Source organism: Rhodococcus sp. NPDC127593 (genome assembly GCF_042671975.1).
Lineage (GTDB): Bacteria > Actinomycetota > Actinomycetes > Mycobacteriales > Mycobacteriaceae > Rhodococcus_F.
Genome location: NZ_JBHXWI010000104.1, coordinates 1 through 24980 on the forward strand (window position 1 = coordinate 1; position 24980 = coordinate 24980).

27 protein-coding genes are annotated in these 24980 nt (G+C 64.9%); 13 read left to right on the forward strand and 14 right to left on the reverse strand.

Annotated elements, in window-relative coordinates; translation table 11 throughout:
* Positions 1-744 precede the first annotated feature (744 nt).
* Together ACFVJ3_RS46670 and ACFVJ3_RS46675 are read right to left on the reverse strand one after the other, a co-directional pair.
* The gene (locus tag ACFVJ3_RS46670) at positions 745-1038 is read right to left on the reverse strand and encodes a HigA family addiction module antitoxin (protein WP_378458539.1); all 294 of its coding nucleotides are present in this window, start codon (positions 1036-1038) and stop codon (positions 745-747) included.
* A gap of 58 nt (positions 1039-1096) precedes the next feature.
* On the reverse strand, positions 1097-1378 hold the full coding sequence (locus ACFVJ3_RS46675; RefSeq protein WP_378458540.1) for a type II toxin-antitoxin system RelE/ParE family toxin: 282 nt from the start codon (positions 1376-1378) through the stop codon (positions 1097-1099).
* A 587-nt stretch (positions 1379-1965) separates the two neighbouring features.
* Between ACFVJ3_RS46675 and ACFVJ3_RS46680 the strand changes: the two genes are divergently transcribed.
* The 7 genes from ACFVJ3_RS46680 to ACFVJ3_RS46710 all read left to right on the forward strand — a co-directional run bounded on the left by ACFVJ3_RS46680 (position 1966) and on the right by ACFVJ3_RS46710 (position 6161).
* Positions 1966-2385, forward strand: coding sequence for a CoA-binding protein (locus ACFVJ3_RS46680; protein WP_378458541.1), 420 nt, complete (start codon positions 1966-1968; stop codon positions 2383-2385).
* A gap of 113 nt (positions 2386-2498) precedes the next feature.
* Positions 2499-3188 (forward strand): tellurium resistance protein, encoded by a 690-nt coding sequence (locus ACFVJ3_RS46685; RefSeq protein ID WP_378458542.1) that lies wholly within the window; start codon positions 2499-2501, stop codon positions 3186-3188.
* A gap of 185 nt (positions 3189-3373) precedes the next feature.
* Complete coding sequence (locus tag ACFVJ3_RS46690; RefSeq protein WP_378458543.1) at positions 3374-3667, forward strand: hypothetical protein; 294 nt, start codon at positions 3374-3376, stop codon at positions 3665-3667.
* Positions 3667-4995 (forward strand): WXG100 family type VII secretion target, encoded by a 1329-nt coding sequence (locus ACFVJ3_RS46695; RefSeq protein ID WP_378458544.1) that lies wholly within the window; start codon positions 3667-3669, stop codon positions 4993-4995. The genes ACFVJ3_RS46690 and ACFVJ3_RS46695 overlap by 1 nt, the downstream gene beginning before the upstream one ends.
* Positions 4996-5134: 139 nt before the next feature.
* A complete protein-coding gene (locus tag ACFVJ3_RS46700) occupies positions 5135-5362 on the forward strand; it encodes a hypothetical protein (RefSeq protein ID WP_378458545.1) in 228 nt (75 codons plus the stop codon).
* A complete protein-coding gene (locus ACFVJ3_RS46705) occupies positions 5359-5655 on the forward strand; it encodes a hypothetical protein (protein ID WP_378458546.1) in 297 nt (98 codons plus the stop codon). Before ACFVJ3_RS46700 ends, ACFVJ3_RS46705 begins: the two co-directional genes overlap by 4 nt.
* A 95-nt stretch (positions 5656-5750) precedes the next feature.
* Positions 5751-6161, forward strand: a complete 411-nt coding sequence (locus ACFVJ3_RS46710; protein ID WP_007300478.1) for a secondary thiamine-phosphate synthase enzyme YjbQ — start codon at positions 5751-5753, stop codon at positions 6159-6161.
* 19 nt (positions 6162-6180) lie between these two features.
* On the opposite strand, the gene ACFVJ3_RS46715 is transcribed toward ACFVJ3_RS46710, so the two are convergent.
* Entirely contained in the window at positions 6181-6813 is a 633-nt protein-coding gene (locus tag ACFVJ3_RS46715) for a TetR family transcriptional regulator (RefSeq protein ID WP_378458547.1), read from the reverse strand.
* Positions 6814-6970: 157 nt separating this feature from the next.
* Between ACFVJ3_RS46715 and ACFVJ3_RS46720 the strand changes: the two genes are divergently transcribed.
* On the forward strand, positions 6971-7432 hold the full coding sequence (locus ACFVJ3_RS46720) for a CarD family transcriptional regulator (RefSeq protein ID WP_378458548.1): 462 nt from the start codon (positions 6971-6973) through the stop codon (positions 7430-7432).
* 98 nt (positions 7433-7530) lie between these two features.
* Here ACFVJ3_RS46720 and ACFVJ3_RS46725 read toward each other — a convergent pair whose 3' ends face one another.
* Complete coding sequence (locus ACFVJ3_RS46725) at positions 7531-8346, reverse strand: glycine-rich protein (protein WP_378458549.1); 816 nt, start codon at positions 8344-8346, stop codon at positions 7531-7533.
* Between the two features lie 298 nt (positions 8347-8644).
* Here ACFVJ3_RS46725 and ACFVJ3_RS46730 point away from each other — a divergent pair, with 298 nt between their 5' ends.
* The gene (locus ACFVJ3_RS46730; protein WP_378458550.1) at positions 8645-9643 is read left to right on the forward strand and encodes an MBL fold metallo-hydrolase; all 999 of its coding nucleotides are present in this window, start codon (positions 8645-8647) and stop codon (positions 9641-9643) included.
* Between the two features lie 39 nt (positions 9644-9682).
* On the opposite strand, the gene ACFVJ3_RS46735 is transcribed toward ACFVJ3_RS46730, so the two are convergent.
* Complete coding sequence (locus ACFVJ3_RS46735; RefSeq protein ID WP_378458551.1) at positions 9683-10726, reverse strand: DNA polymerase IV; 1044 nt, start codon at positions 10724-10726, stop codon at positions 9683-9685.
* A 65-nt stretch (positions 10727-10791) separates the two neighbouring features.
* On the opposite strand from ACFVJ3_RS46735, the gene ACFVJ3_RS46740 reads away from it, so the two are divergent.
* Positions 10792-12300 (forward strand): DUF6884 domain-containing protein, encoded by a 1509-nt coding sequence (locus ACFVJ3_RS46740; RefSeq protein ID WP_378458552.1) that lies wholly within the window; start codon positions 10792-10794, stop codon positions 12298-12300.
* 123 nt (positions 12301-12423) lie between these two features.
* On the opposite strand, the gene ACFVJ3_RS46745 is transcribed toward ACFVJ3_RS46740, so the two are convergent.
* Together ACFVJ3_RS46745 and ACFVJ3_RS46750 are read right to left on the reverse strand one after the other, a co-directional pair.
* Positions 12424-12876 (reverse strand): hypothetical protein, encoded by a 453-nt coding sequence (locus tag ACFVJ3_RS46745; RefSeq protein ID WP_378458553.1) that lies wholly within the window; start codon positions 12874-12876, stop codon positions 12424-12426.
* Positions 12877-13179: 303 nt separating this feature from the next.
* On the reverse strand, positions 13180-14577 hold the full coding sequence (locus ACFVJ3_RS46750; RefSeq protein WP_378458554.1) for a plasmid pRiA4b ORF-3 family protein: 1398 nt from the start codon (positions 14575-14577) through the stop codon (positions 13180-13182).
* Positions 14578-14638: 61 nt separating this feature from the next.
* Here ACFVJ3_RS46750 and ACFVJ3_RS46755 point away from each other — a divergent pair, with 61 nt between their 5' ends.
* A complete protein-coding gene (locus ACFVJ3_RS46755) occupies positions 14639-15811 on the forward strand; it encodes a serine/threonine-protein kinase (protein WP_378458555.1) in 1173 nt (390 codons plus the stop codon).
* Position 15812: 1 nt separating this feature from the next.
* Here ACFVJ3_RS46755 and ACFVJ3_RS46760 read toward each other — a convergent pair whose 3' ends face one another.
* Both ACFVJ3_RS46760 and ACFVJ3_RS46765 read right to left on the reverse strand, forming a co-directional pair.
* Complete coding sequence (locus ACFVJ3_RS46760) at positions 15813-16166, reverse strand: hypothetical protein (protein ID WP_378458556.1); 354 nt, start codon at positions 16164-16166, stop codon at positions 15813-15815.
* The gene (locus ACFVJ3_RS46765) at positions 16163-17071 is read right to left on the reverse strand and encodes an LLM class flavin-dependent oxidoreductase (protein ID WP_378458557.1); all 909 of its coding nucleotides are present in this window, start codon (positions 17069-17071) and stop codon (positions 16163-16165) included. Before ACFVJ3_RS46765 ends, ACFVJ3_RS46760 begins: the two co-directional genes overlap by 4 nt.
* Positions 17072-17181: 110 nt before the next feature.
* Between ACFVJ3_RS46765 and ACFVJ3_RS46770 the strand changes: the two genes are divergently transcribed.
* A complete protein-coding gene (locus ACFVJ3_RS46770) occupies positions 17182-17529 on the forward strand; it encodes a GNAT family N-acetyltransferase (RefSeq protein ID WP_378458558.1) in 348 nt (115 codons plus the stop codon).
* Here the strand turns inward: ACFVJ3_RS46770 and nhaA are convergent, their stop codons facing one another.
* Positions 17530-19398 (reverse strand): Na+/H+ antiporter NhaA, encoded by a 1869-nt coding sequence (gene nhaA, locus ACFVJ3_RS46775; protein ID WP_378458559.1) that lies wholly within the window; start codon positions 19396-19398, stop codon positions 17530-17532.
* Between the two features lie 208 nt (positions 19399-19606).
* Between nhaA and ACFVJ3_RS46780 the strand changes: the two genes are divergently transcribed.
* On the forward strand, positions 19607-21283 hold the full coding sequence (locus tag ACFVJ3_RS46780) for a plasmid pRiA4b ORF-3 family protein (protein ID WP_378458560.1): 1677 nt from the start codon (positions 19607-19609) through the stop codon (positions 21281-21283).
* Positions 21284-21313: 30 nt separating this feature from the next.
* Here ACFVJ3_RS46780 and ACFVJ3_RS46785 read toward each other — a convergent pair whose 3' ends face one another.
* The 4 genes from ACFVJ3_RS46785 to ACFVJ3_RS46800 all read right to left on the reverse strand — a co-directional run.
* A complete protein-coding gene (locus ACFVJ3_RS46785) occupies positions 21314-21754 on the reverse strand; it encodes an SRPBCC family protein (protein ID WP_378458561.1) in 441 nt (146 codons plus the stop codon).
* A 34-nt stretch (positions 21755-21788) separates the two neighbouring features.
* Complete coding sequence (locus ACFVJ3_RS46790; protein WP_378458562.1) at positions 21789-22490, reverse strand: alpha/beta fold hydrolase; 702 nt, start codon at positions 22488-22490, stop codon at positions 21789-21791.
* Between the two features lie 455 nt (positions 22491-22945).
* Positions 22946-23878, reverse strand: a complete 933-nt coding sequence (locus tag ACFVJ3_RS46795; RefSeq protein ID WP_378458564.1) for an arabinofuranosidase — start codon at positions 23876-23878, stop codon at positions 22946-22948.
* Between the two features lie 321 nt (positions 23879-24199).
* Positions 24200-24980 (reverse strand): RNA-guided endonuclease InsQ/TnpB family protein (locus ACFVJ3_RS46800; protein ID WP_378458563.1); only part of this gene is annotated, 781 nt, incomplete at its 5' end.

A 24980-nucleotide genomic window follows, 5' to 3' on the forward strand; every position in this document is an offset into this window, starting at 1 on the left:
CTCATGCAACGCTTCCAACTCGGCGACAACCAGATCAAGGACCACACAATCAGTATCGTCTACCTGTCAAGCAAGTGCCGTTGCAGTACTAGGACTGGCCGGCTCAGCAGATATCCTCAACTCGGAACAAGAGAAAACAGGCAGCTGGTCGACACCGACCGTGGCCACAGCAGGACGAGTACTCCAAACGCTGAGGTGTGCTGCGCGACAAGCGAAAAGTGGCAGCATTAACTCTTGTTCATCCGATACCAGTGCGTAGGAACTCGTCTACACCGCACCAGTCTTCCCTTTAACAGATCTCCAAAGTCCTCATCCGATATGAGGTGCACGTGCCTCCCGCCGGTACGACGAAGTTGTGCGAGCTGATCGAGCGCGTCGATACCGCCAACTCTGTCGTCTCGCTGCTGATAGCTGCGGTGCTCTCCTAGAATCAATATGTTGGTGAAGAGCCCGTACCGAAGCGTCGGCCTTCGACCATGTTTGGGTGAACGTAACCAGAGAACCACCAGCTTCGCGAATACCTCCGCGAACGTCGCGCGGCATCCTCAACAATGCTCGCCACACGCCGAAGAAGACATATCAAACCAACACCGTTCGCCTCTGACGGCTGCGTCGATGACGCATCCTCGTCGAAGGATGACTGGTCAGGGCAGTGCCGTCGAGGAAGCTCGAGATGACGGCGGCCTTGCGTTTGTCCATACCACCTTCGCGAGGCCGCGCGGCAGTTCTCCTCCTTTGCCCCGCCTATACCGAGAGACGCGTGATACCGGCTAGGGTGTCGCCTAGCTTTTCGGCCGCAATGTCCAGCTCGTAGCGGTCCTGGATATTGAGCCAGAACTGCGGACTGTTGCCGAAGGCCTTCCCCAGCCGCAGCGCGGTGTCTGCGGTGATCGACCGCTTTCCGAGCACGATCTCGTTGATCCGCCGCGGCGGAACACCGATGATCGTGGCGAGGCGGTTCTGTGTGATTCCGAAAGGCTCGAGGAAATCCTCACGGAGGATCTCACCGGGGTGAATGGGGCTCAGGTCTGCAGTCATTGTCGATGTTCCTTGGTCGGTTCCTTGGTCGGATGGAGCGCCGGCTCCCCTCAGGCGGTTAGTGATAGTCGGTGATCTCCACGTCGTACGCGGCAGTGTCGCGCCAGATGAAACAGATGCGGTACTGATCATTGATCCGAACGCTGAACTGGCCCACCCGGTCCCCGGAGAGCTTCTCCAGGCGGTTACCCGGGGGCACCCGCAGGTCGTTGACGTCGGTGGCCGCGTCGATCAACAGGAGGCGCCGGCGCGCGATCCGCTGAATATCCTGCGGGAGCTTCTTCGAGAACTGCCGATGAAAGACCCGCTCGGTCTCCTTATCGGCGAACGATTCGATCACCCGACCAGCATAACGCATTGCGTTAATAACGCATAACGTTATACGTGTCCCGGCAATGCCGACGCGAGTTCCTCGAGGCATCCACGTCGATGACGACTGCGGCGGCAAGTGACTCGCCCCGGCTGAACCGCGTTCGACCACCTGCCCCACCGATCCTGACCTGGCTCGAAGGCCCTGGATGAATTACGAACCCAGAACTCGTCTACGGCCAGCTGGTTGACGCACTGGTCGTGGAACCATGCCGGATCGACGGGGGCCCGACCGGTGCGCGGCGCGATGCCGGGTGCGCGCCAGCCGACCCGCCACCTTCCTTCCGACTCCGTTCATCGCGCCGATCTGGGCCTGGGTCGCGCGTCGTCCGAACCACTGTGCGGCAGTCGGCGATGCGCGAGCGGGGTGGTTTTCGAGGAGCCTGGTGATCGATTGACCGAACTAGCCCGTGCAAACTCTGCCGAGCTGAAGTCGACCTGCCCGGATCCGCCTGTGTCGTCACGCGAGTTGAGTCAGGCCTCGGCATCTCAGACGCCCAGCCGCGGTGGAATCGGCGGCCTCTGCGTCCGCACGTGATGGCTCTGTAGTTTGTGATCATGGGAACTTCTTGGCAGGACTCCAAAGCTGTCTCGTCGATGCTCGACGACTGGGACACGTGGGCTGTTGTCGGGCTCTCCGGCAATCCCGACCGGACCGCGTTCCGGATCGCGGAGCTGTTGCAGCGCCGAGGAAAACGTATCGTCCCGATCCATCCCGACGCCCCCACGGTGCTCGGCGAGCAGGGCTACGCCACTCTCGCGGATGTGCCGTTCCCCATCGACGTTGTCGACGTCTTTCGCCAGTCCGAGGCCGCCGGTGAGTTCGCGGACCAGGCCGTCGAGGTAGGTGCGAAAGGCGTCTGGTTCCAGTTGGGCGTCATCGACGAGGCCGCCTTCCAGCGAACGATCGCAACGGGCGTCGCGATGGTGATGGACACCTGCCCAGCGATCGAGTGGAGTGCACGGGATTCAGCGTGACCATGGTCGGGCTGTAGTCCGCCGCGCGCGACTGCCGCTACTCTGGACCGAAATCGTGCAAATCGGACAACGGTCTGACGCGAGCCGCTCAGCCAATCGGAAGGTTCCCACCTGTGGCCATCGACTACACCCGACGCCCCTCCACTCCTGCCGCACCGCAGGGCGGAGTCAACCTGAGCAAGGTGACCTTGTCGAAGGCCGCGCCTTCCGTCAGCCTCACGAAGTCGGGTGAGCGGCAGGGTGCGATGCGGGTCAACCTCAACTGGTCGACGGGCGCAACGCCGCAACCGAAGAAGACCGGCTTCTTCGCGAAGCTTGCGGCCGCCGCGGGCGGTAACAACGGCATCGACCTGGACCTCGGCTGCCTCTACGAACTCACCGACGGGTCGAAAGGCGTGGTCCAGGCACTCGGCAACACTTTCGGTTCACTGCAGGGCCCGCCGTTCATCCAGCTCGACGCCGATGACCGCACCGGCACCGTGACCGGCGGCGAGAACATGCACATCAACCTCGACCGGCCGGAGATGTTCAAGCGGATCCTCATCTTCGCGATGATCTACGACGGCGCACCCAACTGGGCAGCCGTGGACGGCGTCGTCACCCTCTGCCCCACCAGCGGACCCGAGGTGGAGGTACGACTGGACTCGTCGAACAGCTCCGCTCGCATCTGCGCCATCGCGATGCTGCAGAACACCGGACAAGGCATCACCGTCACGCGCGAGGTCAAGTACATCGAAGGCAGCCAGGCCGACCTCGACAAGACCTACAGCTGGGGCATGAAGTGGGCAGCCGGCCGCAAGTAACGGCGTCTGCGGCGGCAGACATTGGCGCCTCATGCTGACGGCGCGCACGTGTACTCGTAACCAGGTGCCGCGTCCACCCGCAGTCGGCGCCGGAGTTGGGCGTCGAATATACTCTTCGCGGCCTTGCGGAGGCGGATCGAGGGGATCCGGATAGCGTGAGGTGAGGGGACACTTCGGGGGGAATTGTGAAGGTCGATCCAACAGAGCTGCGCGTGCTCGCTTCATCTATGTATGACGTAGGCGAAACGATCGATGACATCGAGGTCCGTGGCTCGATCAACACGGTGGGTGACTTCATGCCTGGCTGCGATGTCCCTGCTGCACTCGACGAGGCCGGCGAGTGCATCGAAGGCGCATATCTGCGAATGGCGCAGCGAGCGAGGCGAATCGCGGCTGTCGCGACCGGGAACGCGCACGAGTTCGAAGTTTCGGAGGACGACTTCCGATCGCAACTGAACGCAATCGGAGCTCAGCCCTGATGCCGACGCGCAGCGAGATCGAACGATGGAAGCCGGCCGCACTCCTCGATGTCGCCGCGCGCCTGCGCGTCGGGGACGCCGCCTACACAAGTCAGCTCGATCGAATGCGCTCGGGGATCCAGAATGCGGGAAGTCACTGGCACGGCGAATCGTACGATGCGGCATACAACCGGATCGGAACCGACTGCGATATCGGTGCACGGACATCGCGCGAGATCTTTGAGCTCACAGATGTGCTCGATCAGGGTGCGAACAATTTTGTTTCTCATCTGACTGTTGTCAACACCAAAACAGCTGAGGCCGAGGCCGACCATTGCACTGTGGCCGACGACTGGTCCGTCTCCGGCGATAGCACTTCTAAAGCTGAACAGCATTCGTCCGCTATCGGTGCGGCGCTGCGGGAGCTCATGGTGGTCGCGGATGACAACGCGAAGAAGATTCGCGACGCCGCCGCCGAGATCCGGGCGTGCGGAAATCAACTACCCGAGGGGCTCGATCCCTCGGGCGCAGAACATGTTGTCGGCACGCAGGAAGCCCGCGATCAGGTCTCCGCTGAAACGGGCAATGACATGTTCGGGCGATACCCGCTCTCGCCAAGTGACTGGCACACCGCCACCGCGCTGAATCCGAACAGCTACACAGAGAAGTACCAAGGAGTGCAGCCGGAAATCAAGGTTGGACACATCGACCCGGTACCGGGCCAGGGGGTCGTTCGGACGAGTAGCTTCATCGAGCAGTACTCGGTGTTCAACCGGCCGTACTACGACCTGGGAGACAATCGACCGAACAGTCCCGACTTCGATCCCGAAAACAGCAGAGTAACCACATATGTCGACTATGAGAACGGCATAGTCGTCATGCGGCAGAACCCGTCGGTCGATACCAACGGTGAAGTGAAGGTCGGGTCTCCGGACGCCGAGGTGTGGCAGACGGACGACGGGTCAGTGCGCCTGAAGTACGAAGCAGCGAACCCCTTCCATCCGAAAGTCGGACCATTCGAAGCACCAGGCGATGCAATGCCCACCGTGCACGGCGATGTGGTGATCACGCCAGGACAGGTGCAGTCTGGGAGTTCCACTGGTGTGACGGTGAATGGAACGCGCGCCGACTATCCGTCTTTCGAGGTGTACCACTGGCACGACGCACACGGTGGTCAACCATGGGGTCCGGCGCTCAACCTCTGGACCGACCATGACATCGGCAGCGGCGAACGTGCGCTGGAACAGTTTCAGCACATTCAGGAATGGGCTGGGCGCATCCCTCCCACCGGGTCCGATCTTCCCAGCACGTCCCTGGGCAGCACCGACAATCCGCCGCGCGTGAAGTGACCAGGAGACGGGCCGAATGTTGATGAATGTGCTGAGAAGGGCCACGACAACCGGCCCCGGCTATTGGAGAGCTGCAACTCTAGGCACTCCGTCGTGGCTCGCACTCGTCGTCGCAGGGTTCTTTGCTGTGGCTCCCATCGTGGGTGCCCTCTTCCCGGGCGACCCGGCCGACGTTGCCGCCGAGTTCGCCGCCATCGGCACCGAAGCCGTCATCAGCGTTCTGGTTGCGGTCGCGCTGTTTGCGAGCGGATCGGCGGCCCGGCGTGGACTTGCGCTGGGCATTGTCACCGCGGCGATAGTCGGCGTGGAGTTCGCGGCGATTCACTTCGCGATCAACATTGATGCACATTATGCGGTGGCTCCGTGACCGAGAAGACTGACACCTGGTTCGGTGCCGCCACCTATCCGTCAATGGCGATTACGCTCGTGCTCCTTGTCGTCGGAATCCTGAATCCGTCGGCTGATTCGGGCACCCCGGCCTGGGCATGGGCCGCTCTTGTTGTCGGGCTCGTCATCATGATTGCGTTCTTCGTTGCCGGCCAGATCTATCGGCGCATCGCGTTTGGAGTACTTATCGGGCTGCTGACGCCGCTCTGTGCGTTGTTGGCGATTCTGATCGTGGCAGGGATAGGTCACGTATTGGGTGCAGTCTTCGGGTAGCCACCGGCACATGTCAGCGACTGACACAGCCGCGTCTGCGAAGGCCGCACACGTTCCGATCGACTGTCACGGGGCATGGCGCTACCGTCGGAACTATGTTCAGTACCGAGATCGAGGTGCGCACCGGCGCTGAGCCGGTGGTGCACGACCTGACCCGTGAGATCGAGAAGTTCCTCGCCTCGGCCGGCGCCGGAGACGGCCTGCTGCACGTGTGGGTACCGCACGCTACTGCGGGACTCGTCGTCATCGAGACCGGCGCGGGCAGCGACGACGACCTTCTGAGGGCGATCGACGAGGTGCTTCCCCGCGACGACCGGTGGATCCACCGCCACGGCAGCCACGGGCACGGCCGCGACCACGTGCTACCGGCGTTCTTACCGCCCTACGCGTCCGTGCCCGTCTTCGACGGAGCACTCGCGACGGGCACCTGGCAATCCGTGTGCCTCGTCGACACCAATGTCGACAACCCGGTGCGACACGTCCGATTCAGCTTCCTCGCCGGCTGAGCCGGCGTCTGAGGGACGATCACACCCGCGCGAGTCCCCTTGCCAAGGAATAGATTTCGGTCAGACTCGCCGTCTCGTCGGTGGACGATTGGTCCACCCACGTTTCCAACGCCGCCCGGAGCACGGCGGTCGACACGTCGACCGCCAGTCGAATCTGCAAGTCGGCGCAGTCGAACCTCTTCGACACCACATCGACAAGAGCCGCGGTCCGCCGCACACTCTCGCGCGCCAGCTCGGCCCGCAGCGCCGGCTCCTTCTTGATCAGCCTGTTCACCCGCAGCAATCGCCGGCAGGCGATCGACGAACTGTCCGAGTACATCGTCAGAGCAGCAGCGAAGGCCGTTTCCAACGCGAGCCTCGGCGAGACCTCCGAGTCGAGTTGATCGAGCCCTCCAGCCAGGACCGCCTCGAACGCCCAGTGATCCCGAAGCGCGGCCTCTTCCTTGGTAGCGAAGTATCGGAAGAAGGTTCGCTGCGATACGCCCGCTTCCTGCGCGATCGCGCCAACGGTCGTGGCCTCGACACCGCTGCGCTCGAACAGGGTGAGCGCCGTCTCGCTGATTTCCACATTCGTCTGCTCACGTCGCCGTTCCCGCAACCCCGGCATGACGGTCGGGTTCGGTGACACGCGGAGCGTTTCGAGTCTGGTCATCAACGGCCTTCGTTATCGGTAGGAGCACACACCCGTGATGGTCCTCACCTGGTCAGCGGTTGTCAATATGGCAGCGTGTGCCATAATGTATGTGAAGGGTAGGTAATCTATGAATCTCAATATCGGTGATATTTTCCTGTACCCACACCATGGGTCGGTGACGGTCACAAAGCTCACGACCCGGATGTTCAACGATTTGCCCACCGAATACGTGCAGTTCGAAGTCGCCCAGAACGGGCTGTCCATCGAGATCCCGGTAGCGAAAGCCGAAGCCATCGGCGTGCGGAACGCGATCAACAACGACGAAGTCGGTCGCGTCTTCGACATCTTGCGTGGTCCGACGGTCGACGATCCGTCGAACTGGTCCCGGCGGTTCAAGGCCAACCAGGAAAAGCTGACCGTGGGCGGAATCTTCACGGTGAGTGAAGTCATCCGCGATCTGATGACGCGTTCGCAGGTCAAGCCGCTGTCGGCCGGCGAGAAGCGGCAGCTCGAGCACGCGATGCAGCTCGTCATTTCCGAACTCGTCCTCGCGATGAAGTCCGACCCCGACGAGACTCGGCGGCGTATCGAAGCGATCTACGAAACCGCCTCCACCGCGGCCGTCGCCGCAGTCTGACGACCCGATCGGCAGCAGCCCCGAACGAAAGTCCGGGGCCGCTGCCGATTTCGTGTGTCACTTTGCCGCGTGTCACGACTCCAGCGCGGGAGTCGAGATCAGCTGCTGCCGAAGAGGTTTCCGAGCGACCCCGTTCCCGAACCGGCCCCGTACGTGATGATCACGGTGGGTGCCGCGTCCGCCGCAGCAGCCGCGAAGGTCCCGCCCGGTGCGTACGACGATCCGCCGCCACCTCCGCCCCCGCCGTAGTTCTCCGCGCCGCCTCCGCCGCCGAACCATCCGCCGCCTCCGCCGCCGCCCGTGCCTGCACCGGCACCACCGACGCCGGCCTCACCCGGCGAACCATGCGGGTCGGTGCCACCGTTGCCTCCGAGACCACCAGCGACGTCCGTGCCACCGCCACCGCCTCCACCCCCGCCGCCGGCTTGACCGGCAGGTCCGGTCGGGGTCAGGTTGCCTGCGCCACCGATGTAGGTGTCGCCCGCACCGCCCCCGCCCGCGGCAACGATCTGACGATCCGCCAGCTCACCCGACCCGGTGCGAACGTCGGACGCGCCGCCTCCACCACTCGCGCCGGTGCCGCCGGCTCCGCCGCCGTTGTATCCGGCGACGCCGGTGCCGTCATCGCCGTTGCCGCCGACCTGGATGTAGAGCGCGTCTCCCGCGGCGACCGTCAACTGTCCGGTTGCGGCTGCCGCGGCGCCGCCCAGGATCTCTTTGCTGTTTCCACCACGTCCGCCCGTTGCCGTCACCGCCAAGCTGGTAATGCCCTCGGGAACCGTGAACGACTGCGCACTGCCGGTGAACGTGAACGTGCAGGTCACCTGGGTGCCGACGCCTTGCACACAGCCGGCAGGCAACGCCGCCGGCGCTGCAACCGCCACGCTGGGGGCAAGGAGTCCCGAGGCACCCACTACGGCAAGGCCACACATTCCGGTCGTATACCACCGGCGGCGTGATCGAACGAGGTTTGCGGTCAAAGCAGTCTCCTGTCGCAACGCGAGCATTGTGAAAGCTGGTCCGAGTGGAGCATTCCACAGCGTCCGGGTTCCAGTGGGTGTTCCGGTCTCACGGTCGGCTTTCACACAAAAACACCTGGTCACGGGTCATGGCGGTCCGCTAACCGGGACCCGCGGTATCGCAATTCGCGCCGAAAGGTCAGTATGAAGGTAAGTAGAACTAATTTGTTCCTCTAGGCAACGAGGTATGCATATGAACGACGCGGCGCCCATCGGTGACGGGATCTTCCAGATTCCGGTCCCGATCACGGACAATCCCCTCGGTCACACGCTCGTGTACGCGATGGAATCCCCGAACGGTCTGATCCTCGTCGACGCCGGCTGGGACGACGACAACGCCTGGAACGGCCTCACCACCGGACTCGAGGCCATCGGGCACTCGGTCAAGGATGTGGAAGGCGTCGTACTCACCCACTTCCACCCCGACCACACAGGTCTGTGCGGTCGCGTGCGGGAGGCCTCCGGGGCGTGGATTGCGATGCACGAATCCGATCACGGGATGTTCGAGCACATGTCGACCGGCCACGGCCCCGAGTGGATGGACTTCCAGAAGGAGAACATGACGCGGGCCGGCGCCGCCCCGACAGACCTCGAGGCATTCGAGAAATCCGCGTCCGGGAAACCGCCTGCCGGTCCCGACTCGGCCCCCGACCGTGTCCTCGTCGACGACGAACTCATCGCCCTCACCGGCCGCGGCCTGCGCGCCGTCTACACCCCGGGCCACACCCCCGGCCACGTCTGCTTCTACCTGGAAGACGCCGACGTGATGTTCACCGGCGACCACGTCCTACAGAAGACAACACCACACGTCGGGAACTTCGTGTACCCGCTCGAGGAACGCGACGCCCTGGCCGAGTTCATGGACTCACTGCGCCGCGTCCAGACCATGAACATCACCCGCGGCCTCGGCGCCCACGGCATCCCGATCGACAACGTCGCAGGCCGGGCCGGGGAACTCATCGAGCACCACGAAGAGCGACTCGACCACCTGTACAAGGCTTTCGGCGACGACCAGATCACCGTATGGCAGGTCGCCGAGCGCATGAAGTGGTACAAGCCGTGGGCCGACATCTCCCCCATGGGCAAGGGAATGGCGCTGTCCGAGGCAGCAGCCCACCTTCGGCACCTCGTCGCCCGCGACCTCGTCGCCCAGGTCCCCGACAGCGAACCCGCCGTCTTCGCCCGCCGCTGACACGTGAGCGGCAAAGCGTGCCCGAGCACGCTTTGCCACTCACGTAGGCGGAGTCATCTCCAGCCGCACGCCGAGGAGTCGCACTTCCCGCTCATGGTCGAGCCTGTCGACCAATGCTGCTGCCGCGTCGGCGATCACGTCCGGATCGAATGTCGGCTCCGGCAACGGCTTGCTCGTCGTGTGGGTGTCGAACGGGGCGTAGCGCACCTTCAACGCCACTCGCACCGCCTGGCGGTTCTCCGTGAGGATGTCCTCCCTGACTCGGGCAGCGAGACGTCTAATTTCCTCGGTGACGGCCTCCCGGCCGGCGAGGTTCCGCTGGAAGGTCGTTTCCCGGCTGTGCGATCGTGCCACCCAGGGTTCGGCGGAAACCGGCGAAGTGTCGATCCCTCGACCGATCCTGGCGTACCACGGACCCATGTTCGGACCGAGGGTCGCGGCCAACTCGTGATCGGAGGCGTCGGCGAGTTCCCGCACGGTGCTGATGCCCAGCGCGGCAAGCTTCTTCGCTGTCTTCTTGCCGATCCCCCACAGCGCGTCGGTAGGGCGCTCCCCCATGACGGCGAACCAGTTCTCCTCGGTGAGGCGGTAGATGCCCTGCGGTTTACCGAAGTCCGTCGCGATCTTGGCTCGTAACTTGTTGTCGCCGATGCCGACTGAGCAGTGCAGCCCGGTCGCGTCGAGGACGGCGTCGTGGATGGTTCGCGCGAAGGCCTCCGGGTCGTCGGTCTCGACACCCAGAAACGCCTCGTCCCAGCCCATCACCTCGACGACTACATCCAGCTTGCGCAGAGTATCCATTACGACACCCGACACCTCGGTGTAGGCCTCGGCGTCGACGGGCAGGAACACCGCGTCGGGGATCTTCCGCGCCGCGATCCGCATCGGCATTCCGGAACCGACACCGAACTCCCGCGCCTCATACGACGCCGTCGACACCACCGCGCGCTCGGTGGGATCACCGCGACCGCCCACGACGACGGGACGTCCCCGCAACTCAGGGTGCCGCAGCACCTCGACGGCGGCGATGAACTGGTCGAGATCGACATGCAGCACCCACCGGCGACGCGGCGGAGTGCTCATGGAACCAAGTGTGCCTGAACTCGAGAACTCGCAATCCTCGAATCAACGAGGTCATCCATGTCCTGATGACGGTCTGGCTTGTCAGTTCTGGCTGCACACCCGACAGACCCTGGCCATCGGCCGCGACCTCGGTCCTTCCCGTAGGACATCTGGATACGAGGCGATGTGCCGAAGTCACCCGCACGCAGATTATTGGCGACAATCCAGTCGAGAAACCAGACCTCGGCGCGCCCATTGTCGGTGACGTGATTAATACTGCTCCTGTGGCGCAGTGGAGCTCCTTGACGGAGAAACTAAGTGGGGTCAGCACCTCGATTCGCTTGACATGGGACGAACTCGAGGGCGTAGTCGGTGAACTGCCACCTTCTGCATCGAAGCATCGCACATGGTGGTCGGGCGATCGCCCCCACGTTCGTGAATGGCAGTCGGCTGGATTCTTCGTCGGCGACGTTCGGCTGGGCACGGAAGTCACGTTCATCCGCGCCCCTGCAGAAGATGCGACTGCACTCAAGGCCGGTCCCGTCGCGTCCCCAGAGCCGTCAGCACCCGCTACCACTCACCCCGACACCCCAGAACAGCCAGATCTACTGCTGGTGACCTGCGTCAAGACAAAGCTCGACGTCCCAGCAGCAGCCAAGGACCTGTACATCTCGTCGCTGTTCAAGAAGCAACGGGCCTATGCCGAGGTCCGCGACATTCCGTGGTTCATTCTGTCCGCCGAGCATGGGCTCGTCGCTCCCGACGACTGGCTCGCCCCCTACGAGCGTTACCTTCCTGACACCCCGCCAACCTATCGCGCAGCTTGGGGTGCGTGGGCGGTAGAGCGTCTCGAGTTGCTCGCCGGGCCACTACGCGACAAAGTCGTCGAGATTCACGCTGGAGCTCCCTATATCAATGTGATCGCAGACCACCTCACTGCCAAAGGGGCAACAGTGGTCAACCGACTCGAGGGCCTTGCCATGGGTGCGCGACTGCAGTGGTACGCCTCAGTTGATCCTCACGCTGAATGGGTTCCTCAGAACGAGCACGCCCATGAGGCCACATCATCATTTGTGACGATGCTGCTCGACGAATCCCAGGCAGTCGAACCGACAGAATTCGTCGGGTACGACGGCGAAGGTCTCAGGGTCCCTGGCCTCTACAGCTGGTGGGTTGACGATTCCGGCGCTTCGGACCTGACGATCGGACTCGACACGCAGGTCACGCGTGGACTGATATATGCAGGCCTGGCGGGGGCGACCCGCTGGCCGAGCGGAAAGCGTTCGAGCAACACTCTGTGGTCGCGCATCTCCGGCATGCACCTCGGTGGACGCCACGAATTCTCTACCTTTAGAAAGACTCTCGGATCGATTCTCGCCAACACCACTGGGAGCACCAGCATTGACGAAGAAGCGCTCACAGCCTGGATGAAGCAACACCTGAAAGTGTTGGCCGTCCCTTACATCGACGCGGACACGCTCGGGAAGCTCGAGGACGATGTGTTGACGAGTATCGATCCGCCCCTGAATCTTCAGGGAATGGATCCATCGCCGATTCGGAAGAGACTTAAAGAACTTCGACGGAACCACCGCTGAGTACGGTCCCCCACCCAACTTGGGGGTTGAATCCCGGGTCTCACCTCGCGGAAAACCGACCCATACGGGGTCGGAATCGACAAACCGGGACCCTCGAATCCTCGAGTTCCGCCGCGGTCGAGGTCAGAACACATCGTCGGCGTCGACAGACGGTATCAACTCGTCGGGGAACCGATACGAGCATCCGAGTTCACTGGTGGACCGCGTGCCCCAATTATCCCGGAACCAGGCCACGCAGGTGTTCGCGATGAGGTTCACGTCGCGACTGAAGAGATAGCCGTCCGTGCAGTCTTCGAAATGGCCGTCGAAATGCCACCTGTCGAGGGTCAGGTGCTCGGCGGAATAGTCGGCGAGCAGCAAATGTCCGAGTTCGACGCGTGATCGACGGAGCATCAACACACCGTCATCCAGTACCTGAATCTGCGCGCAGACGACTTCTTCGTCGTCGTCCTCACTGACGTAACTGTTCGGGCCGATCTCGACGATGAGCGCGACCGGTTGATCGACCAGCGAACCTGTCAACCACTCGACCATCCCCGCCCACGAAACCTCGGGCACCTCGGTGGAATCGACCATCGCAATCAACCTCCCTTGCTCGGGACCTACTACTCCGGGGTCTTCGAACACATCCCCGTGAGTCGTATCAAAGCAGAAGATTCCGACACATGTGGCCCGAAATCGTTCTGCATCGAAAGTGTCGTTCGCGTGAATGACGTCAATGATGTCTAGCCAGTTGCCTTCTCCCACCACCACGTGACGTAGACCGGGTGTACCACGCCGTCCGCCCCGGCCTGGAGGCATCCGCGCCGCGTTCGGTTCGAATGCAGCTGCGCCCGAGCGTGTTCGGGCGTAATCCTGTGCTGCTGCGGCGGTACCGACCTACATCGACAGCACCATCTGCGCGAAGAGTCGACCCCATTCGGGATCCATGGGCTGGTCGCGTTGGACGTAGCCCTCGACCATTGCGCCGATGAGTTCCAGGAACGAGATCGTGGGGCGAGCGGTCCAGAAGACTTCTTCCCGGCCGACGATCGTCCCGTCGCTCGTCTGCCAGCCAAGGGCGGCGAGTCCCTCGGCGATCACGTCCCTGCGTTCGTCCGACGACGTGCCCGCGGCGAGCGTGAAAAGCACGAGGTATCCGGTCTCTCGCTCGATCTGCTCGGACCCCAGCGGCAGGCGATCGAGCAGATGACGCCACATCTGGTTCGCGTTGTCCGCCATCGCCGTTCCGAGATTGGTTCGAACGAGTTTTCCCTTGTATTTGCGCACCAGTCCGAGTGTCTTGGCGTACTCCCGCAGCAGGTGGACCGGCCGTTGGTCGGTCTCGCGGTTGCTGGTGGCGGGCCAGTCGTCGAATCCCGGTAGTGCCTGCCGCATCTCCGCAACTACGGCCGGGGGCAGGTAGCCCGCCTGAGTCAGCGTGATGCCGTCGGGTCCGATGCGCTGCAGGAACCACCGCAGATGAAACGTCGCCGCTTCCTGAGCCGCAGGAATGTCACCCTTCCGCACGGTGAGCCCGGCGTGCTCGAGAAGCGAAAAGACGTGCGGGGCAGCCTGATTGGGAATCCGGCGCAGCAGGTCCGCGAACTTCGAATCCGTCACCGGCCCGTGATCACGGATCACGACTTCGATCCGAAGGTTACGGTTCACGGCGTCGGCGCCGAACGATTCGGGCGCGAAACCGGGCCCGACCCACGCCCCGGCGTCGTGATGTCCGGGGTGTGACGGGGTGGCCAGGACCGTCAGCAGGTCGGCATATCCGCCCGGTCCGCCGCAATCCTCGGGCGGGCAGGCGCGGGCACCGGCGAGGCAGGTCACCGTCGGCGGGGGCCCGTCGGCCTCGATCCGTTCGAGGACGATCGTATGGTCCCAGCCGTCGCCGAAGTCGTATTGATAGGACAGCAGCTCGCCGGGCTCGGCCAGAACCTGATCGAGCCGGACCGCGTCCTCGCACAACTCGTCGTCCTCGTCGGCGAAGCCCTCTTCGATGCTCTCGCGCATCTCGTACCGCTCGGAGGCGGGCGGCTCACCGCCGACCCACGAATGCAGGTGGCTGTCCTGCCAGCCCATGACCGTCTGCACGATCGGATGCAACTCGTTCAGCCGCAGGTTCGACGGCACGACGAACTGCCGCCAGATGGTCGGCGACACGTCGTCGAGCTCGATCCGCAGGTGGAAACCCGCGACGTCGCGGCGACCCGGCCGCTCGGACGGCCGGACGATCACCGGCGCGTCGGGAACGACGGACAGGTGTCGGCGTTTACCTGAAGCGGTCATGGCGTCATGGTAGGTGGGAGGCAGCGGTGTCCGGCACAAGTGCTGACGATAGCGTGAGCGCATGTCGTTGTCCGCAGTTCTCGCAGGTCGGTACGAGTTGCGGGGAGTGCTGGGACGCGGCGGAATGGCCGATGTCCACGACGGATGGGACCTGCGCCTGCAACGACCCGTCGCGATCAAGGTGCTGCGCCCGGAGCTTACCTCCGTCCCCGACACACGCCGCCGGTTCGAGGCGGAGGCCCGGCTGGCCGCCACGTTGAATCACCCGAACGTCGTCGCGGTGCACGACTGCGGCGAGGACGCCGGAGTGGCGTACATCGTGATGGAGCGCCTGCCCGGGCGGACCCTCGCCGACGAGATCGCCGCCGGTCCCGTACCGGACGCGCGGGTGCGGTCGATCCTCGCCGGCGTGCTCGCCGCCGTCGGCGCCGCTCACGGAGCCGGGATCCTGCACCGCGACATCAAACCGGGAAACGTGCTGTTCACCGCCGCGGGCACGGTGAAGGTCGCCGACTTCGGCATCGCGAAGAGCGCCGCGTCCGACCACACCGCGACGGGACAGGTGCTGGGCACCGTGGCCTACCTCAGCCCGGACCGCATCCTGGGCACACCCGCCACGACCGCCGACGACCTCTATGCCGTCGGCGTCGTCGGCTACGAAGCCCTCACCGGGCACCGGCCGTTCGCCGGCGACAACATCCTGTCGCTGGCCCGGGCCATCACCGACGGGGCCGCCCGACCGCTGCGCGAAGCCCGTCCGGATGCCGATCCGAACCTCGTCCACACGATCGAACGGGCGATGGCCCGCGACCCGCAGCAGCGTTACGCCGACGCCCAGGCGATGCGGGACGCCGTCCTCGGAGCGCCCGGCGCGCATCCCCCGCCGACGAGAGCATTCACACCCGCCACCTCCGTCCATCAGGTACCGCCCGAGCCTCGGCGGCCACGGCGGACCGGCCTGATCATCGCCGCCATCGCCGCCGTGCTGGTGGCCGTGGTCGTAGCGGCGCTGGCCATCGCGTCTCAGGACGAGGGCGGCACGGTCGGTCCCGGACCGAGCACCACCGCCGTCGTCCCCGCCCCGGCACCCGCCTCCGTCCCGAGTAGTGCTGTCGAGGTCAACCCGGTTGCGCCTCCCCCACCGAAGACCGGACCGGGAAACAACAACGGCAACAACGGCAACGGCAACGGGAACGGGAACAAGACCAAGGACAAGGAGAAGGACGGCAACTGACCTAGTCGGACTGCCCGTCGTCGTCGCCTGCCGCTGCGTGGACCTTGAACAGCACAATCTGTTCGTTGGCGAACGGGATGACCGAGGCCGGGCTCGCTCCGGCGGCGCGCGGAAGCAGGTGCACGGGGACGTCCGCCCTGACATCGAGCACGAAGTGCCGCATGGCATCCCGGGCGGGGTCGTCGAGGCCGCCGCCGATTACGACGAGGTCCACGTTTCCTTCCAGGAGTGCCAGCCGGATCAGCTCGCGGTCGTTGGATGCCACGACGTCCCGTCCGAACCGGCTCAGCTCTTCCTTCAACACGTCGAGTGTGGACTGGCGCCTGCCGATCAGGAGGAGCCGCGGTTCGGTCACGCCCGTGCACCCGTGCCGCGGTGCTGATCCACCGCGGCACGCACCGCGGGCGCGACGTCGGTCGCGAATCTACGGACCTGGGTGAGGTCGTCGCCGTCGGTGCCGAAAACGAACGTGTCGATGCCCGTTTCCACCGCGAGTTCCGTCAATTGGCTCACCCATTGCTCGACGGTTCCGTGGAAAAACGTGTCCGACGGTGTGTCGCTCACCTGGCCGAACACGTTGTAGGCGCGGACGATCGAGCTCGGATCCCGGCCCGCAACCGCCGCACCCGCGTCGATCCGCGCGTGCATGCCGGGCAGGACCTCGGGCGGAAAATACGAGCTCGACGGGACCCACCCGTCCGCAGAGCGTCCCAGCGCACGCAGCAGCCGGGGGCCGCCGACGCCCAGCCAGATCCCGATCCCGTGTGCCGGGACCGGTCCGGGATGCACGCCCTCGAGGCGATAGTGCTCACCCTCGGAATACACGGCACGCTCTCCGGACCACATGAGGCGGATAACCTCGACCGCTTCCTCCAACGCCGTCGCGGCCTGCCCGGGCGTGCGCACGTCACCGCCCATCGCCCCGATCGCCTCCCAGAACGCGCCCGCACCCAACGCCAGTTCGAACCTGCCTCCCGACAGCACGTCGAGGCTCGCCGCGGCCTTCGCCATCGTCGCCGGCGGGCGAAGCGGCAGGCACGCGACGTCGGGAAACACGCGCACCCGCTCGGTCCGGGCCAGCAGCGTGCCCATCAGCGACCAGCAGTCGAGGAATTTCGCCTGGTACGGGTGGTCCTGCACGCCGATCAGGTCGAGGCCGGTCTCGTCGGCGAGGGCGGCGAGTTCGAACGTGTTGGCCAGCAACTCCACCGACGGGGTGACGAACGCCCCGAACTGGATGGCCCTGCCGTAATCGGTCATGGCGGTCGCGTCCTCTCTCGGATCGCTGGACTCCTTCGATCATCCACCTCCGCGACGTCCGGGAACACCCGCCGCACAGTGCGGACGCCGCCGGGCGGCATAGTGGGTTCATGACAGACGACACGAAAGACGGCCCCGCACCCGACGTCCGGAACGCCCCCGAACACCACCGATTCGAGGTCCGTGTGGACGGTGAACTGGCCGGGTTCACCGAGTACCTCGACCAGGAGAAGCAACGGATCTTCTTCCACACCGAGATCGGTGAGCAGTTCGCGGGGCGTGGCCTGGCCAGCACCCTGATCCGCAGCGCGCTCACCGAGACCGTCGGGGGCGGCAAGCGGATCGTGCCGATCTGCCCGTTCGTCGCCGGTTACCTGAAGAAGCACGACGACTTCGCCGACGACGTCGACCCGGTCACTCCGGCCGCGATCCAGGCGGTACAGCGTTCGCAGGGTTGATCAGGGTGCGCCGTCGGCGCCGCGCGCCTCTTCGAGCTGCCGGATGAGGGTGGCGGCGTCGTAGGGGCCGCTGTGCCGGGCGAGTTCGGTGCCCGTCGCGCCGAGATAGAACGTGGGGGTCACCCGGAAATCGCTCGACTCGGCGTCGAGTTCGTCGTCGTCGATTCGGTGAACGTAGGTGCCCCTGCGGATGTCTTCCTCGAACCGGTCCAGGTCGAGTCCCAGCTCGGCGGCGTAACCGAAGATCTCGTCCTCGGCGAGGGCGTCGCTGTTGGCGAACAGGTGGTCGTGCATCTCCCAGAACCGGCCCTGCGCGGCCGCCGCTTCACTCGCCTGCGCGGCGAAACGCGCGTGCGGGTGCACGGCGTCGAGGGGGAGATGCCGGAAGACGTAGCGGAGCTCGTCCCCGAAATGCGCCCGCACGTCCCGGATGCTGCCGGTGGCCTTGCTGCAGAACGGGCACTCGAAGTCGCCGTACTCGACGAGGGTGAGCGGCGCATCCACCGGCCCGCGCAGGTGATCGCGGCCGGTAGCGACGGGCCGGAGCAGGGTGAGTCCGGCGACCTCCGTCGGAGGGTGCACCCAGTCCGACAGCCGGAACAGCGCCCAACCGAGGACGGTGGCGATGACGGCCGCCGTCAGGACGCCCACCCGGGCGTCGTTGGCGAGTTCGGGTGAGTCGATGGCCAGGTCGACGATGAACAGCGAGATCGTGAAGCCGATGCCGGCCAGCGCGCTGCCGCCGGCGATCTGTGACAGGGTCAGCCCGGGCGGCAGGCTGCCGGGCCGCAGCTTCGAGAACAGGGCCGTGGCCGCCGTGATACCGACGAGCTTGCCGACCACCAGGCCGAGCACGATGCCCCACGCCAGCGGAGACCGCGCCGCGTCGGCGAGCGTCTGCCCGGTGATGACCACACCGGCATTGGCGAGCGCGAAGATCGGGACGACGAGGAACGCCGTGTAGGGCTGGTAGAAGCGCAGGAGCCGCTCGTTGACGGATACCGCGCGCAGCACGCCGAGCTGGGCGGCGCGGGCGTAGTCGGAGTTGGGTGACTGCCGGAACGCGCGCGTGAGTTCACCTGCCCGCTCCACCTCGCTGCGCCGCGGCGGATACACGGGCAGGATCAGCGCGATCAGCACGCCGACGAGGGTCGGGTGGACGCCGGACTCGTAGAACGCGACCCACGTGCCCGCCGCGACGATGAAGTACGCGACACCACGCCACACCTCGAGCTTGCGCAACTGGAGGATCAGAAGCAGCCCGACGCACCCGAGGAGCAGCGGTCCGAACCGCAGGTTGTCGGTGTAGAAGAAGGCGATGATGGCCAGGGCACCGATGTCGTCGGCGACCGCCAGGGTCATGATGAACACACGCAACCGGGCGGAGCATCGGGGTCCGACGAGTGCCAGTGCCCCCAGCACGAACGCGGTGTCCGTGGAGACGACGACGCCCCACGCGCTGGCCTCCGCCCCGGTGGGATTGAGGATCAGGAACAGGACGGCGGGCAGCGCCAGACCAGCGATCGCGGCGAGAAGTGGGACGGCGGCGCGGGCGCGGTCGGTGAGTTCGCCGATCGTCAGCTCACGTTTCACCTCGAGCCCGACGACGAAGAAGAACAGCGTCATCAACCCGTCGTTGACCCAGTGCTTCAGGTCGAGGCCGATGCTGTAGTCGCTGATCTGGATAGTCACCGGGGTGTGCCAGAACGACTCGTACGAATCTCCGATGTTCGCCCACACCAACGCCAGGATCGTGGCGACGAGGAGGAAACCGGCAGACAGCTTGTCGTCGTCGGTGTCGTCGCGGATCAGGGCCAACCGCGCCGACAGTCGCCGGAGTGTGGTGGGGCTGCTCTGCTCGACCGTCATCTGTCCCCTCACTCACAGTTTCTGCCGCAGGTCAGCCTAACGCCGCTACGCCTGAGACGTCCTGCTGGCCGATCAACTCGATCCCGCGACGTCCTGCCACCCAACTCGGCCGCGATAACATCTCGCCATGGGATCGAAACGGAGTCGGAACCCGGGCCAGAAGCGTGCAGCAAAACAGCAGGCACGCCAACGAAGGAACCAGTCCCGAGTGGTGTCACTGTTCCCCACTACCCCCGTGGACCCGGCGCTGATCGACGACTTCGCTCAGTGGTTGCGCACGGGCGATCTCACCCACGACGCGGAACTCTTCGCGCACCTCACCGAGTCGACACTCGCGAACCTCGCACACGCCCGCCCCGGTTTCCGTGCCACCGGCTGGCTCCCCGTCGACGCGCACACCCTGCTCGACGCCGCCGACGAACTGGCCGCAGAAACGTCCGAGGACATGGATGACGTCGCAGTGACGGTCGTCGCCTCGGCACTGACGTTCCTCAACTTTCTCGACGAAAACCGGCTGTGGACCGGCACCGAAGAGAACCTCATACATTGCATCGAGGACCTCCTCCGTTTCGTCGAGTCGCAACCCCCCGTCATCCTTCCCGACGACATCGCACTACCCGCCGTGGACGAGAAAGACGAACTACGCGCACTCACTGCCCTCCCGGTGATCACGTCCCTCGTCGCACTCGTGGACTGGGTCGGTAAGGGTGCGGCCGTCACCTCGACCAGGGTGCCCAAACCCGCCTCTCTTCCCGGTCTCGCTCATGCGTTGGGTATCGATCTCGACGTCGACTCAGAGGGGTTCCCGCGGGCGAGGCGTATCCGCTCGATGCGCGACGTGCCCGAAATGTTGGAGTACTGGGAAACCGCGGAAGAGATCGGTCTCATTGCCGTCAACTCCACGCGGGCGGTCCGCGGGCCGAACGCCGACCTGATCGGCGACCGGACGACCCGGGCGTTGCCGTTGATTCGCGCGGCTGTCACCGAATACGTCCGCAGCCAACTCGTATCGACGCAACGCCATCCCCTCGATCCCACCCACCTGACCGATATCGTTGTGACCCAGGTGATCTTGGCGGCGATGACACCGGAACCGTCGGTCGTCTCGGGCGATGCGCCGTTCGACGACGAGCAATCGTTCGTGGAAGCCTTCATCTACGACCGATTGGACACGTTGGCGGAACAGAAGTGGCTCATCAAGGGTGATGCCTACCGAGTTCCGGCCGCACTGCAGCCTGCCGTCCTCCGTGCCGTCCAACTCGCGAGTGCAGAAACCGAGTTCGCACCATCCGAGTGCGTAGATTCGCAAGTTACTGTGCGGATCTCATTGGAAGGCACCCACATTCCCATCTGGCGTCGAATTCGACTCGACGCCACACTACCGCTCGCCGCTCTCCACGACATCATTCAATGCGCGTTCGGCTGGGACGACAGTCATCTCCACGAGTTCTCCGCCGGACCCGCGTACTCGGGTGGCAGAGTATTCATTCCCGCCGAAACCATCGCGCACCGCGACCTCGTAGGCCCCGCCGTGGCGGAGGAAGAGGTCCTCGTCGGTTCATTGCTCAGCTCGGCCGGCGACCAGCTCACCTACCTGTACGACTTCGGTGACGACTGGATCCATCACATCGTCGTCGAATCGGTCGGCGACCCCGACCCCGACTCCCCTGCCGCACTCTGCCTCGACGGACGCAATATGGCGCCGTACGAAGATTCCGGCGGACCGTGGGGCTGGGCGAACAAAATCGAAGCCAGCGCCGATCCGCGTCACCAGGAACACTCGGAGATCCGGGAATGGCTGGACCTGCGGCCCGATCAGCAACTCGACCCGACATCGTTCGATCGAGACCGGGTCAACGATGCCTTCGAGTCGTTGTTCGGGTAGAACGTCGGCGCAGCATGCGCGGAACCCGACTCACACGTAGTTCTCGAGAACGAACTTGGTGAAGCCCTTGCGGATCAACCGCACGGCCTGCTTCTGTCCCTGACGCAGCACGGACTTCGGCACCCACACCTTCGGCTCGACCGACATCGTGAGGTGAACCGACGTCCCGCGTGGGGTGGGGGTCAGCCGGTACTCCCCCTCCTGGCACTTCTGTTTGTCGCTCTCGAGGAGCGTCCACGACATCTGCTCGTCGCCGAGCCACTTGTGCTCGGCCAGCTGCGTGTCCGCGACGCCGAGGACGGCGAGCGTCATCCGCACGGTGCGGGGGCGTCCGTCGTCGAATCGGGACTCGACGACCACCTTCTTGTGCACCACCGACCACTCGGGGATGCGTTCGACGTCCGCCAGCGCAGCCATCACCTGTTCCTGGGGCGCCTCGATCTCGAACTCGCCTGATACCGACAACGCCATCGTTTGCTCTCCTTCTCGTCGGATGTACACGTCCCTACAGTTCGGACGCGTAGCGCTCCAGCATGGCAGCAAGTTCGCCGGGACGCGCGAGTGCCGCCAGATGGCCCGCGTCGATGACCTCCGGTGCGATGCCCAGTCGCTCCCGGACGATCCGCTGCATGAAGTCGAGCGGGAAGAGCCGATCACGGCTGCCGGCGACGACCCGCGTCTTCACGTGCGGCCAGGCGGCCGCCTGCCACACCGTCTCGAACGGGGTATTCGACATGACGGGTTCCGCCTGGCTGAACGCCTGCTCGGTGACGTCGTCGGGCACGTCGTGGAAGAACAGTGCCCGCAGGTCGTCGGGCGCGTCCGGGTCGCGACCCTCCAGCACGTCGAACGCCCGTTTCGCCTCCGGCTGACCGGTGGTCTCCCACCACTGCCCGGGTGCTTCCCCCGGCGCGGGCAGCATCGGTGCCAGGAGAACCAGCAGGTCGACGTCGACCTCGCCGCGCTGACAGACGATCGCCGCGGTGAACGCGGACATGGACTGCGCGACCAGCACGATCGCCCCCTCGACGTCCTCGACCGCATCGACGACGACATCGGCGAATTCGTACTGCCCCGCATCGTCGTCGCCGTACGGAAGGTCGACGGCGATCACCGAGTGCCCGCTTTCCTGCAAGATAGGTGCGACGCGGTGCCAGTACCAGGAGTCCGAGCCGGCGCCGGGCAGCAGAACGAAGGTTGCGGGCATCTCGACTCATCTCCTGCTTCCGGGACACGAACGGTCGAGTCGAGCCTAAGCGCTACGTGCGCGGGAGTGCGCACCCGAACACACTTTGCCACTCACCTACGGGTCATGAAACGGAAGCGCCGCCGAGGGCGATACACCCAGTAGGTCGGACAAGGAAGGTCCGGCCGTGCCGGGATCGACCACGACTTTCGAGAACTGAGCTGACATGTTCACCAACCATCTCTTCGGCGGAATGACCGAACAGGAAATCGACATCGAGATCGCCGACGAGCTGGCGGCCTGACGCAGGTCCCGCACGTGAGTGGCGATGTGCACCCCGGCACGCTGCGCCACTCACCTGCGAATTGCGTTCACGCTCTGCACCGGTCGGCCGGTGCACCCCTCCGCACAGGGAATCGGTGTCGATGCGCTTCGAGGTTGCCGTCGTCAACGGCGGCGAGCCGCGGAAGCCGTCGTCATGCCGGCTCTCTCATCACGCCGAGGTGGCGCACCGTCCCGGAAAGGCCTGGAAGCTCTTGCACGGGCGACCAGGTTTGCAGCCCATCCGTGCTGTCGGAGTATAGATACTTTCCTTCGGTATAGGCGTCGAGATATATCCGCCAGGCGTCGTTCGGCAACTGAACCACGGCTGGGCCCTCCACCAGCGTGCCCCAATTTCCGGGCGGGACGAATGAATAGGGTCCCGTCACCGACGGCGCGACCGCATGCTCGACAACCTTCTTCGTCTCGTTCTTGGTAAACGCATGATAGGTCGATCCCACCTTGACCACAGTGGTGTCGATGTGGTCCGCACCGATCCCGGCGAGCGGAACAGGCGGGCTCCACAACCTGAGCGATGGTTCCAGCGCCGTCATCAGATACGGCACGAATCCTCCACCGGTCGACAGCGACAGGATGACGTTGACCCGGTCGCCGTCCACGAACCATTCGGGTGCCCAGGCCTTGGTGGTGAACGGCGACAGCGACGGTCCGTCGCTGAACCCGGCCGACCCCGAGGAACCAGGCGGGCTCGCAGAGCCCGTTCCGTCTCCCGTGCCCGGCAGGAAGGCGCAGCAGAACGGGACCGGCCAGGCCCCAAGGAACTTCCAGTCCATGCGGTCACTGCTGCGTGCGAAGCCGATGTTCGCCCCGTCGACCGTCGTGTAGGTGAGGTAATACAACCCGTCCGTGTGCCGGAAGATGCTCGGATCGCGCACCACACCTGACGGAGGCCGATACGCAGACAGTCGGAGGGGCTGGAAGTGAGTGGCGTCCTCAGACTCGTACACATCCAGGTCGCGGTCGCTGACGTTGCTGAACGCCACCATCGTGGTTCGCCAGGCGAGCGGTGCGGCGCCGCCGCTCCCCGGGGCCGCGACCAGCAAGCCCGCGACAGCGAGCATCACCATCGACATGGCGGAAAAGCAGGTTCGTTTGGTCAGCTTCACCGGTGCAGTATCTATCACAGCAGGCGCACCATGCGTAACTTTAGCCGCAGGCAGCGGATCGTTGCCGACGGCGGTGCGGTGACGCCGTAGACGAACCCGAGGGCGCCACCCGCAGCAGCGGCGATCAATACTCGTGCGGCGCGGGTCGGTCTACGCGCGAGCCTTATGCGTGACGGCATCTCGGCGTAGCTTGACGTCCTCCCGGCCGTGAACGACCGGGATTCCTCTGCGGCGCTGCGCGCCGCTTGGGTGGGTTCCTGTTTCACTGGGGCTCGCTTCCCTCTAGGGGGGAAGGCTGACGGCCCCTCCGCAGGCGTTTAGCCACTCCGCACGTCCTGCGTCGTGGATGTTCTTCGCGGCGTTGACGTCGCGGTCGTGAACCGCTCCGCACGCCGTGCATGCCCACTCCCGGATCGAGAGCGGTTTCGGGCCGTCGAGGACCCCACATTGGGAGCAGATCTGCGACGACGGATAGAACCGGTCCACCTTGACGAGGGTGCGCCCGTAGCGGGCGGCTTTCTCCTCCACCATGCGGGTGAACATTCCCCACCCGGCGTCGTGGACCGATTTCGCCAACCGTGTCCGCGCCAGCCCCTGGACGCACAGATCCTCGACGAACACCGCTTGGTTCTCGCGGATGATCGCCGTGGAGTGCTTGTGCGCCCAGTCCTTGCGAGCGTCGGACACTCTGGCGTGGGCCTTCGCGACGCGAATACGTGCCTTGACCCGGTTGTTGCTGCCTTTCTCCTTGCGCGACAGAACTTGCTGCGCCGTGCGGAGCTTGCGTTCGGCACGGCGCAGGAACTTCGGCGAGCTGATCGTCTTGCCGTTCGACAGGACCGCGAACGTTGCCAACCCGAGGTCGATACCGACCTCCGCATCGACCGGCGGCAGAGGTTCGTCGGTGGTCTCGACCACGAACGACGCGAAGTACCGGCCCGCTGCATCCTTGATGATCGTCACCGAGGACGGTTCCGAGGGCAGATCGCGGGACCAGGCGACCTCCAACTCGCCGACCTTCGCCACGTACAGCTTCCCGTTCGGGCGAATCGAGAACCCGTTG

Excerpts from the sequence above, each read along its gene's own strand:
- ACFVJ3_RS46710 (WP_007300478.1), top strand. The coding sequence starts at position 5,751 with ATGTTCAGTACCGAGATCGAGGTGCGCACCGGCGCTGAGCCGGTGGTG.
- ACFVJ3_RS46715 (WP_378458547.1), bottom strand. The coding sequence starts at position 6,813 with ATGACCAGACTCGAAACGCTCCGCGTGTCACCGAACCCGACCGTCATG.
- ACFVJ3_RS46750 (WP_378458554.1), bottom strand. The coding sequence starts at position 14,577 with ATGACCGCTTCAGGTAAACGCCGACACCTGTCCGTCGTTCCCGACGCG.
- ACFVJ3_RS46740 (WP_378458552.1), top strand. The coding sequence starts at position 10,792 with ATGACGGTCTGGCTTGTCAGTTCTGGCTGCACACCCGACAGACCCTGG.
- ACFVJ3_RS46765 (WP_378458557.1), bottom strand. The coding sequence starts at position 17,071 with ATGACCGATTACGGCAGGGCCATCCAGTTCGGGGCGTTCGTCACCCCG.
- ACFVJ3_RS46790 (WP_378458562.1), bottom strand. The coding sequence starts at position 22,490 with ATGCCCGCAACCTTCGTTCTGCTGCCCGGCGCCGGCTCGGACTCCTGG.
- ACFVJ3_RS46680 (WP_378458541.1), top strand. The coding sequence starts at position 1,966 with ATGGGAACTTCTTGGCAGGACTCCAAAGCTGTCTCGTCGATGCTCGAC.
- ACFVJ3_RS46795 (WP_378458564.1), bottom strand. The coding sequence starts at position 23,878 with ATGGTGATGCTCGCTGTCGCGGGCTTGCTGGTCGCGGCCCCGGGGAGC.
- ACFVJ3_RS46730 (WP_378458550.1), top strand. The coding sequence starts at position 8,645 with ATGAACGACGCGGCGCCCATCGGTGACGGGATCTTCCAGATTCCGGTC.
- ACFVJ3_RS46735 (WP_378458551.1), bottom strand. The coding sequence starts at position 10,726 with ATGAGCACTCCGCCGCGTCGCCGGTGGGTGCTGCATGTCGATCTCGAC.
- ACFVJ3_RS46770 (WP_378458558.1), top strand. The coding sequence starts at position 17,182 with ATGACAGACGACACGAAAGACGGCCCCGCACCCGACGTCCGGAACGCC.
- ACFVJ3_RS46695 (WP_378458544.1), top strand. The coding sequence starts at position 3,667 with ATGCCGACGCGCAGCGAGATCGAACGATGGAAGCCGGCCGCACTCCTC.
- ACFVJ3_RS46755 (WP_378458555.1), top strand. The coding sequence starts at position 14,639 with ATGTCGTTGTCCGCAGTTCTCGCAGGTCGGTACGAGTTGCGGGGAGTG.
- ACFVJ3_RS46670 (WP_378458539.1), bottom strand. The coding sequence starts at position 1,038 with ATGACTGCAGACCTGAGCCCCATTCACCCCGGTGAGATCCTCCGTGAG.
- ACFVJ3_RS46785 (WP_378458561.1), bottom strand. The coding sequence starts at position 21,754 with ATGGCGTTGTCGGTATCAGGCGAGTTCGAGATCGAGGCGCCCCAGGAA.
- ACFVJ3_RS46745 (WP_378458553.1), bottom strand. The coding sequence starts at position 12,876 with ATGGTCGATTCCACCGAGGTGCCCGAGGTTTCGTGGGCGGGGATGGTC.
- nhaA (WP_378458559.1), bottom strand. The coding sequence starts at position 19,398 with ATGACGGTCGAGCAGAGCAGCCCCACCACACTCCGGCGACTGTCGGCG.